Source organism: Embleya sp. NPDC050493, from assembly GCF_044458105.1.
Lineage (GTDB): Bacteria > Actinomycetota > Actinomycetes > Streptomycetales > Streptomycetaceae > Embleya.
In genome coordinates, this window is sequence record NZ_JBITHP010000065.1 from 1 (window position 1) to 9,488 (window position 9,488).

7 protein-coding genes and 1 pseudogene are annotated in these 9,488 nt (G+C 70.4%); 7 read left to right on the forward strand and 1 reads right to left on the reverse strand.

Features of this window, described 5'->3' with window-relative positions; all coding sequences use genetic code 11:
- The 5 genes from ACIBM5_RS46905 to ACIBM5_RS46925 form a co-directional block, all read left to right on the forward strand.
- On the forward strand, window positions 1-402 hold a 402-nt coding region (locus tag ACIBM5_RS46905), incomplete at its 5' end, for an Hsp70 family protein (RefSeq protein WP_396012831.1).
- The gene (grpE, locus tag ACIBM5_RS46910; protein WP_391589215.1) at window positions 399-992 is read left to right on the forward strand and encodes a nucleotide exchange factor GrpE; all 594 of its coding nucleotides are present in this window, start codon (window positions 399-401) and stop codon (window positions 990-992) included. The genes ACIBM5_RS46905 and grpE, both read left to right, overlap by 4 nt.
- A gap of 121 nt (window positions 993-1,113) precedes the next feature.
- A complete protein-coding gene (gene dnaJ / locus ACIBM5_RS46915) occupies window positions 1,114-2,289 on the forward strand; it encodes a molecular chaperone DnaJ (protein ID WP_391589216.1) in 1,176 nt (391 codons plus the stop codon).
- Between the two features lies 1 nt (window position 2,290).
- The gene (locus ACIBM5_RS46920; RefSeq protein ID WP_391589217.1) at window positions 2,291-2,764 is read left to right on the forward strand and encodes a heat shock protein transcriptional repressor HspR; all 474 of its coding nucleotides are present in this window, start codon (window positions 2,291-2,293) and stop codon (window positions 2,762-2,764) included.
- A gap of 143 nt (window positions 2,765-2,907) precedes the next feature.
- Entirely contained in the window at window positions 2,908-4,737 is a 1,830-nt protein-coding gene (locus tag ACIBM5_RS46925) for a TIGR03767 family metallophosphoesterase (RefSeq protein WP_396012832.1), read from the forward strand.
- Between the two features lie 72 nt (window positions 4,738-4,809).
- Here the strand turns inward: ACIBM5_RS46925 and ACIBM5_RS46930 are convergent, their stop codons facing one another.
- Window positions 4,810-5,475: a nucleoside/nucleotide kinase family protein gene (locus ACIBM5_RS46930; RefSeq protein WP_396012833.1), complete on the reverse strand. Its 666-nt coding sequence runs from the start codon at window positions 5,473-5,475 to the stop codon at window positions 4,810-4,812.
- Between the two features lie 165 nt (window positions 5,476-5,640).
- On the opposite strand from ACIBM5_RS46930, the gene clpB reads away from it, so the two are divergent.
- Both clpB and ACIBM5_RS46940 read left to right on the forward strand, forming a co-directional pair.
- Window positions 5,641-8,262, forward strand: a complete 2,622-nt coding sequence (gene clpB, locus ACIBM5_RS46935; protein WP_396012834.1) for an ATP-dependent chaperone ClpB — start codon at window positions 5,641-5,643, stop codon at window positions 8,260-8,262.
- A gap of 444 nt (window positions 8,263-8,706) precedes the next feature.
- Window positions 8,707-9,488, forward strand: a pseudogene (locus ACIBM5_RS46940) (Fe-S oxidoreductase); the annotation flags it as partial.

A 9,488-nucleotide genomic window follows, 5' to 3' on the forward strand; every position in this document is an offset into this window, starting at 1 on the left:
ATCGACCGGATGATGCGCGAGGCGGAGGCGCACGCGGAGGAGGACCACCAGCGCCGCGAGGCCGCGGAGACCCGCAACCAGGCCGAGCAACTGGTGTACACCACCGAGAAGTTCATCAAGGACAACAGCGACAAGGTCCCGGCCGACGTGAAGACCGAGGTGGAGACCTCGCTCACCGAGCTGAAGGACGCCCTCAAGGGCGAGGACCTGGCCGCGATCCGCGACGCCGCGGAGAAGGTCAGCACCACGAGCCAGAAGCTGGGCACCGCGATGTACGCGAACTCCCAGCCCGGCGCCGAGGGTGCGGCCGGTTCGACCGGCGACGCCGCGGGCAACACTGCCGACGACGACGTCGTGGACGCCGAGATCGTCGACGAGGACCGTAAGGGCGGTGCTGCGTGACCGAAGGGACCGGCTCGAACCACGGCGCCGTCCCGGGCGACGCCCAAGAGACAGAGCCGAAGCCGGAAACCGGGACCGCCGCCTCGGCGGCGGCCCCGGCCCCCGGGGCGGCCGAGGCCGCCGAGCTGCGCAACCAGCTCGGCGAGCGCACGGCCGACCTGCAGCGGCTCCAGGCCGAGTACGCGAACTACCGCAAGCGCGTCGAGCGGGACCGCAACGTGGCGGGCGAACTGGCCGCCATCAAGGTGCTGAGCGAACTGCTCCCGGTGCTCGACGACATCGGCCGGGCCCGTGACCACGGCGAACTGGCGGGCGGCTTCAAGTCGGTCGCCGAGTCGCTGGAGTCGATCGTGGCCAAGATGGGGCTGCAGAGCTTCGGTTCCAAGGGCGACCCGTTCGACCCCACGGTGCACGAGGCGCTGCTGCACTCGTACGCGACCGATGTCACCGAGCCCACGTGCGTGGAGATCCTGCAGCCCGGCTACCAGGTCGGCGAACGGATCATCCGCCCGGCGCGGGTGGCGGTCGCGGAGCCCACGGCGGACGCCGAAGGCGGTCCGGAGGAGTCGGGCGAAGCGGCCGGCAGCTGAACCGTCACCGGGAACCAGACGACGAGAAGCGGAGAGGAGGGACGCCGATGCGCGGGTGGAGTGAATCCGGAAACGGGCGCTCGGAGCACGAGGGCACCCCGACCCGATCGGCGAGGGGCGCATGAGTACGAAGGACTACCTGGAGAAGGACTACTACAAGGTGCTCGGCGTCCCCAAGGACGCCGGCACCGCCGAGATCAAGAAGGCCTACCGCAAGCTCGCCGTCGAGTTCCACCCGGACAAGAACAAGGGTGACACCAGGGCCGAGGAACGGTTCAAGGAGATCTCGGAAGCCTACGACGTGCTCGCCGACGAAAAGCGGCGCAAGGAGTACGACGAGGCGCGGACGCTGTTCGGCAGCGGGGGCGGCTTCCGCGGCCCCGGCGGCGGGCCGGGCGGTGCCGGCGGCTTCCCCTTCGACCTCGGCGACATCTTCGGCGGCCAGCAGCAGGGCGGTGCGGGCGGCACCGGCGGGCTGGGCGACATCTTCGGCGGCCTGTTCGGCGGCGGTCGCCAGACCGGACGCCAGCAGCCGCGGCGCGGCTCGGACGTGGAGTCCGAGGTCACCCTCGGCTTCGCGGACGCGGTCGACGGTGCGACCGTACCGATCCGACTGACCAGTTCCGAGGCGTGTCGGCACTGCAACGGCACGGGCGCGGCCGCGGGCACCACCCCGCGGATGTGTCCGACCTGCGCGGGCTCCGGCAACGTGAGTCGACCGCAGGGCGGCTTCGGCTTCTCCGAGCCGTGCCGGGACTGCAAGGGCCGCGGACTGCTGGTGGACGACCCGTGCATCGTGTGCAACGGCAGTGGCCGGGCCAAGAGTTCGCGCACGATGCAGGTGCGGATCCCGGCCGGGGTCCAGGACGGCCAGCGGATCCGGCTCAAGGGCAAGGGGGCTCCCGGCGAGCGCGGCGGCCCCTCCGGCGACCTCTACGTCGTGGTACACGTCAAGGCGCACGCCGTATTCGGTCGCAAGGGCGACAACCTCACCGTCACCGTGCCGGTCACCTTCCCGGAGGCCGCGCTCGGGGCGGAGGTCACCGTGCCCACCCTGGGCGGCGTCCCGGTCACGCTCAAGCTCCCCGCGGGCACGGGCAACGGCCGGACACTGCGCGTCCGCGGGCGTGGTGCGGCACGCAAGGACGGCACTCGGGGCGACCTCCTGGTCACCATCGAGGTGACGGTCCCGCAGCAGCTGAACGACAAGGCGCGCGAGGCGCTGGAGGCGTTCCGCGAGGCGACCGTCGCGCACGATCCCCGAGCCGATCTGTTGGACGCGGCGAAGGGGGCATGACATGCGACCGGGCGGCTTGGGCGGCGACGGCGGCATCGGCGGGCGGCGTGGCTACGAGATCGACGAGACCTCTCCGGTCTACGTGATCTCGGTGGCCGCACAGCTGTCCGGCCTGCATCCGCAGACGCTGCGCCAATACGACCGACTCGGCCTGGTCTCGCCGGACCGCACGGCCGGTCGCGGGCGGCGCTATTCCGCCCGCGACATCGTGCAGTTGCGCGAGGTGCAGCGGCTCTCCCAGGAGGCCGGCATCAACCTCGCCGGGATCAAGCGCATCCTGGAGCTGGAGAACCAGGTGCTCGCGCTGCACATGCGCGTGGCCGAGTTGGAGCACGCGCTGCACGAGGCGACGGACGCGAGCGCCCGCCGCGAGGCGGCCGTTCACGCGTCCTACCGGCGCGACCTGGTCCCGGTCCGGCCGCAGGCGGGCACCGCGCTCGTGGTCTGGAAGCCCAGGCGCGGGCGTACCGACTGACCGACGGGCCGGCGGCACCGACCGGCCGGGGATACACCGGGGGCGTGGCTTCGGCCGCGCCCCTCGTTCGTGCGTGCGGCGGGCTGCGGCCCGCTCGCGAGCATTCCTTGATGCCGCTCGATACGCGTCAGTAGGGTCGCCGCATGAAGCCGAATCGTCGGGACGTCCTGAAGTACTCGGCCGCGAGTGCGGCACTGCTCGGAGCGGCGGCGTGCACCGACGCCAAGGACGAGCCGGACAAGAAGTCGAGCGATGCGCCCAAGTCCGGCGCCCCGACCGCGGGCGGCCCCACCGGCCCGGCCGGCACCACGCTGGAGCGCACCCTGGTGCTCGGCCCGCCCGGCGCGGGCGGCTACCGCAAGGTGGTCGCCGGTCCCGGCGAACCGCACCTGCTGCGCGCCGAGTTGGCCCCCGGTGCCGGACCCGGCATCAAGGCCAAAAGCCAACCGCTGGTCGCCTTCACCCAGTTGACGGACATACACATCCAGGACTCGCAGTCGACCGCGCGGGTGGACTTCCTGGACCGGCACAGCGACAAGGACCAGCCGTTCGCGAAGCTGCTGCCGTTCCAGTCGTCGCACCGCCCGCAGGAGGTGCTGACCGCACAGATCGCCGAGGCGATGGTGCGGTCGCTGAACCGGATCGGCAAGGGCCCGGCCCTCGGCCAACCGCTGGCCTTCACCATATGCACGGGCGACAACACCGACAACATCCAGTTCAACGAGCTGCGCTGGTACATCGACGTGCTGGACGGCGGCAAGAAGATCACCCCGGACTCGGGCGACCGGAACAAGTACGAGGGCCCGATGGACGCGGTCGCGTACCACGAGCGCTACTGGCATCCGGACGGCACACCGGCCGGGCAGAAGGACGACGTGCCCCGGCGCGACTACGGCTTCCCCACCGTGCCGGGCCTGCTCGACGCATGCCGGCGTCCGTTCGAGGCGACCGGCCTGAAGACCCCCTGGTACACCGCGTACGGCAACCACGACGGCCTGGTCCAGGGCAACCTGCCGGTCACCGAGTTGCTGGCCAAGGTAGCGGTCGGCGACGAGAAGGTGCTCGACATATCGGCGGGTCAGACCATCGTCTCGCTCGCGCTCGGGCTGCAGAACGGCAAGCCGGACGCGCTCGCCGCGCTGCTGGCGGGCCCCAAGCGCAAGGTCACCCCCGACCCGGACCGCCGGCTGATCGACCGCGCGGAGACGATCAAGGAGCACTTCAACACCACCGGCCTGCCCAAGGGCCACGGCTTCACCCAGGCGAACCTGGACGCCAAGACCGCGTACTACAGCTTCGACCAGGGGCGGGTGCGCTGCCTGGTCCTGGACACGGTGAACCAGTACGGCCTGGATTCCGGCTGCCTGGACCCGACCCAGTTCGCCTGGCTCCAGGACCACCTGGTCAAGGGCAGTTCCAGCTACCTGGACGAGCAGGGCAAGGTGGTCCAGGGCACCGGTAAGGACATGCTGTTCGTGCTGTTCAGCCACCACACGATCGACACGCTGGTGAACAAGACGGTGCCCTCGGGGCAACCCGCGCGAATCCTGGGCCCGCAGGTGCTGGCGCTGCTGCTGCGCTTCCCGAACGTGGTGCTGTGGGTCAACGGGCACACCCACGACAACAACGTGAAGCCCTACCCGCGACCGGCCGGCAGCGCCGTCCCCGGCGGCTTCTGGGAGATCAACACCGCGTCGCACATCGACTGGCCGTCGCAGGCGCGGATCGTGGAGATCGGCGACAACAAGAACGGCACGCTCTCCATCTACGGCACCATCGTCGACTCCGCCGGGCCGGAGTCCAACGGCGGCAAGCTGGACGACCCGGTCGCCCTGGCCGCACTCGCCCGAGAACTCGCGGGCAACGACTGGCAGGAGCGCGACCGCCCCGACCCCAAGGTGGACGGCCGCCGCGGTCGACTGGAGGACCGCAACGTGGAACTGCTGGTGCCGACGCCGGCCTGGCTCACCTAGGGCCTTTCCGGCCCGGGCGCCGCGGTCGGCCGGCCGGGTCGTTGCGCGCAGCCGGCCGGTGCGGGCGGGGGCTCACCACACCACCGTCACCACCCGCGCGCAGCGGGATTTGGAGCGCTTGACCAGTTCGCCGTTGGGCCGATCGCTGCCCGCGACCCAGGCCATCGCCTCGCCGGGGCTGCGCCCGCCCCGGCGCTGGCGCCTGGTCAACCGCTCGTCGCGGACCCGGTCCGAGGCGTGCACGTACCAGACCTCGGTCATCAGGCAGTAGGCGTCGGTCCAGCCGGGGGCGTCCAGCGCAAGGTAGTTGCCCTCGGTCACCACGATCCGGGTGCCGGGTCGGATCACGTGCCGAGCGGCCACCGGCTCGTGCAGCGTGCGGTCGTAGTCCGGCACGTACACGTCCCGGTCCACCTCGTGCACCACGCGCGCCAGCGTGGTCGCGTAGCCCCACACGTCGAAGGTGTCCACCGCGCCCTTGCGGTGCAACCGGCCGATCCGCTTGAGCTGCGCGTTCGACAGGTGGAAGCCGTCGAGTGGCACGTAGGCGGCGGTGCCGACGCCGACCCGCTGCTCGATCGCGCGCACCAGGCGACCGGCGAGGGTGGACTTGCCGGCGCCCGGTGGACCGGCGAGGCCGAGCACGACACGGTCGGCGTCGGGCGCCGCCGGAATCAGCCGTACAGCCGCATCCGCAAGCGCGTCGAGCGTTTCGAGGGCACCGGACACATCTGGCATGTCCGCAGTCTAGGCATCCGCAGCGACACACGGTTGAGTGGAATAGACTCAACTTAGTTGTGGTTCTCACAGTCAAAGAACCGTTCGGGTGCGGTGGACACGCGGCACGGACGGGATGATGGCCGTGACAGCGCGTGCCCGAAGCGAAGGAGTCGCACACCTCACATGGATGCACAGAAGCTCACCACCAAGGCCCAAGAGGCCCTTTCGGTCGCCATCCGCAAGGCTTCCGCGGCGGGACACCCCCAGGTGGAGCCCGCGCATCTGCTGCTCGCCCTGCTCGAACAGCCCGAGGGGATCGCGGTCCCGCTGCTCGGCGCGGCCGGTGTGGACGTGCCGCTCCTGAAGGTCGCGGCGGGCCAGATCGCGGATCGCCTGCCGAGCGCGTCCGGATCGACGGTGGCCGCACCGCAGCTCGCCCGCGAGACGATGCTCGCGCTGGACGAGGCGGAGAAGCAGGCCGACAAGCTCGGCGACACCTTCGTGTCCACCGAGCACGTCCTGGTCGGCCTCGCATCCGGCCGCTCCGGTCCGGTCGCCGACGCGCTGCGCGAGGCGGGCGCCACCCCGCAGGCACTGCTCGACTCCTTCAAGGCGGTGCGCGGCAGCGCCCGGGTCACCTCGCAGGACCCGGAGAGCACCTACCAGGCACTGGAGAAGTACGGTCGCGACCTGACCGAGGAGGCCCGCAACGGCAAGCTCGACCCGGTCATCGGCCGCGACTCGGAGATCCGCCGGGTGGTCCAGGTGTTGTCCCGCCGGACCAAGAACAACCCGGTACTGATCGGTGAACCCGGCGTCGGCAAGACCGCCGTCGTGGAGGGCCTGGCCCGCCGGATCGTGGCCGGCGACGTGCCCGAGTCGCTGCGCGACAAGCGACTGATCGCGCTCGACCTCGGTGCGATGGTCGCGGGCGCGAAGTACCGCGGCGAGTTCGAGGAACGGCTCAAGGCGGTGCTGAACGAGATCAAGTCCAGCGAAGGCCAGGTCGTCACCTTCATCGACGAGCTGCACACCGTGGTGGGCGCCGGTGCCACCGGCGACAGTTCGATGGACGCGGGCAACATGCTCAAGCCGATGCTCGCGCGCGGCGAACTGCGCCTGGTCGGCGCGACCACGCTGGACGAGTACCGCAAGCACATCGAGAAGGACCCCGCGCTGGAGCGCCGGTTCCAGCAGGTGTTCGTGGGCGAGCCCAGCGTCGAGGACACCATCGCGATCCTGCGCGGACTCAAGAGCCGGTACGAGGCACACCACAAGGTGCAGATCGCCGACTCCGCCCTGGTCGCCGCGGCCACCCTCTCCGACCGCTACATCACCGCGCGCTTCCTTCCCGACAAGGCGATCGACCTGGTCGACGAGGCGGCCTCGCGGCTGCGCATGGAGATCGACTCCTCCCCCGTCGAGATCGACGAGCTGCAGCGCTCGGTCGACCGGCTGCGGATGGAGGAGATGGCGCTGGCCAAGGAGACCGACGCGGCCAGCCGGGATCGGCTGGAGCGGCTGCGCAAGGACCTCGCGGACAAGCAGGAGCAGCTCAGCGGCCTGACCGCGCGGTGGCAGCAGGAGAAGGCCGGCCTGAACCGGGTCGGTGAACTCAAGGAGCGCCTGGACGCCGCCCGCGGCGAGGCCGAGCGGGCCCAGCGGGACGGCGACTTCGAGACCGCCTCCAAGCTGATGTACGGGCAGATCCCGACCCTGGAGCGCGAGCTGGCCGAGGCCGCGGCGACCGAGGGGGACCGGGGCACGGACGGCACCGCGATGGTCAAGGAGGAGGTCGGCCCGGACGACGTGGCCGACGTGGTCTCGTCCTGGACCGGCATCCCCTCGGGCCGACTGCTCGAAGGAGAGCGCGGCAAGCTGCTGCGGATGGAGGACGAGCTGGGTCGCCGACTGATCGGCCAGAAGGCCGCCGTGGCGACGGTGTCCGACGCGGTTCGCCGGGCCCGCTCCGGAATCGCCGACCCGGACCGCCCGACCGGCTCGTTCCTGTTCCTGGGCCCGACCGGCGTGGGCAAGACCGAGCTGGCCAAGTCGCTCGCCGACTTCCTCTTCGACGACGAGCGCGCGATGGTGCGGATCGACATGTCGGAGTACGCGGAGAAGCACTCGGTCGCCCGCCTGGTCGGTGCGCCGCCCGGCTACGTGGGCTACGAGGAGGGCGGCCAGCTGACCGAGGCGGTGCGCCGTCGGCCGTACTCGGTCGTGCTGCTGGACGAGGTGGAGAAGGCCCACCCCGAGGTCTTCGACGTCCTGCTCCAGGTGCTCGACGACGGACGGCTGACCGACGGCCAGGGCCGCACGGTGGACTTCCGCAACGTGGTGCTGATCCTGACCTCGAACCTGGGGTCGCAGTACCTGGTCGACCCGGCGCTGTCGCGCGAACAGCAGCAGAACATGGTGATGGACGTCGTGCGCAACGCGTTCAAGCCCGAGTTCCTCAACCGGCTCGACGACATCGTGCTCTTCGACGCGCTCGGTACGGCGGAACTCGCGCACATCGTCGGACTCCAGGTCGACCGGCTCGGCGCCCGGCTCAAGGACCGCCGGATCACCCTGACGGTGACCGACGCGGCCCGCGAATGGCTCGCGCTGACCGGATACGACCCGGCGTACGGCGCGCGGCCGCTGCGCCGGCTGATCCAGACCGCGATCGGCGACAAGCTGGCCCGGGCGCTGCTCGCGGGCGAGGTCGGCGACGGGGACACGGTCCTGGTCGACCTGGACGGGGCGAGCGACACCCTGGTCGTGCAACCGCGGAAGCAGGAGGCGGCGAAGACGGTCTGATCGACGTCATGGCGCCGGGACCCGTTGCGGGTTCCGGCGCTTTGGTGGTTCGGGGGTCGGTGGTTCGGGGGTCGGCGCTTCGGTGGCTGTTCGGTGCTTTGGTGCTCGGTGCTTCGGCTTGTGGGTCCGGTGCGTTGGTGATTCGGAGCTCGGTGGTTCGGCTTGTCGGTCCGGTGCTTTGGTGCTCCGGTGCTCGGTGGTTCGGTGCCCGGGCTTTGGGAGCTCGGTGAGCTTCGGCGTGGTGGTCGGGCGACACGAGTGGTAAGACAAGATCACCTAGGGTCGGATCAACCGGACAAAAGCTGCAAAGCCGGTAGCGTCCAGCGTGACGGATATCATCGACGCAGTGGATAAGTTACCAGTGGGTAAGATGCCCGCACGGCCGTACGCTGTCGGCCGATACACGCCCCGGAAGGGACGTCCCACCGGAGGAGCCGAACACCCATGCAGCTCGCAGCGATCGTGATCTCGCTGGTCACCTTGGTGGTCGGCGCCGCGCTCGCGGCGCGCGCCGTCGCACACATCTACCGTTTCGTCCAGGTCGGTCAGCCGGACGGCAGCCGAACCGGACAGCCCGCGCAGCGCACCGCGACCCTCGGCCGGGAGTTCCTCGGCCACACCCGCATGCTCAAGTGGGGCGTCGTCGGCGTGGCCCACTGGTTCGTGGCCGTCGGCTTCCTGACCCTCGGCCTGACCATCGTCACCGCGATCGTCCAACTCTTCGACGCCCACTGGGTGTTCCCGCTCATCGGCGACTGGTTGCCGTACGAACTCTTCACCGAGTTCATCGCACTGGCCACATTCGTGGGCATCGTGGTGCTGATGGTCATCCGGCAGCTGAGTCTGCCCTCGCGCCCGGGCCGCAAGTCGCGGTTCGCCGGTTCGGTGTCGTGGCAGGCGTACTACGTCGAGTGGACGATCCTGGTGATCGGCCTCGCGATCCTGACGCTGCGCGCCCTGGAGGCCGCCCTGCTGGGGGTGGACCACTACGAGGCGGGCTTCTTCGCGTCGTACCCGCTGAGCCTGGCGTTCCAGGACCTGAGCGAGTCCACGCTGGAGAACCTGGTCTACCTGACCGCGATGATCAAGCTCACCGCCACCGGCGCATGGGCCGTGACGATCGGCCTGAACCCGAGCATGGGTGTGGCGTGGCATCGTTTTCTGGCGTTCTTCAACATCTACTTCAAGCGTGAGGCGGATGGTGGGGTTGCGTTGGGTGCGTTGCA

Bases quoted from the DNA above. Each gene is read 5' to 3' on its own strand.
- dnaJ (WP_391589216.1), top strand. From the start codon at position 1,114: ATGAGTACGAAGGACTACCTGGAGAAGGACTACTACAAGGTGCTCGGC.
- ACIBM5_RS46920 (WP_391589217.1), top strand. From the start codon at position 2,291: ATGCGACCGGGCGGCTTGGGCGGCGACGGCGGCATCGGCGGGCGGCGT.
- ACIBM5_RS46925 (WP_396012832.1), top strand. From the start codon at position 2,908: ATGAAGCCGAATCGTCGGGACGTCCTGAAGTACTCGGCCGCGAGTGCG.
- ACIBM5_RS46930 (WP_396012833.1), bottom strand. From the start codon at position 5,475: ATGCCAGATGTGTCCGGTGCCCTCGAAACGCTCGACGCGCTTGCGGAT.
- clpB (WP_396012834.1), top strand. From the start codon at position 5,641: ATGGATGCACAGAAGCTCACCACCAAGGCCCAAGAGGCCCTTTCGGTC.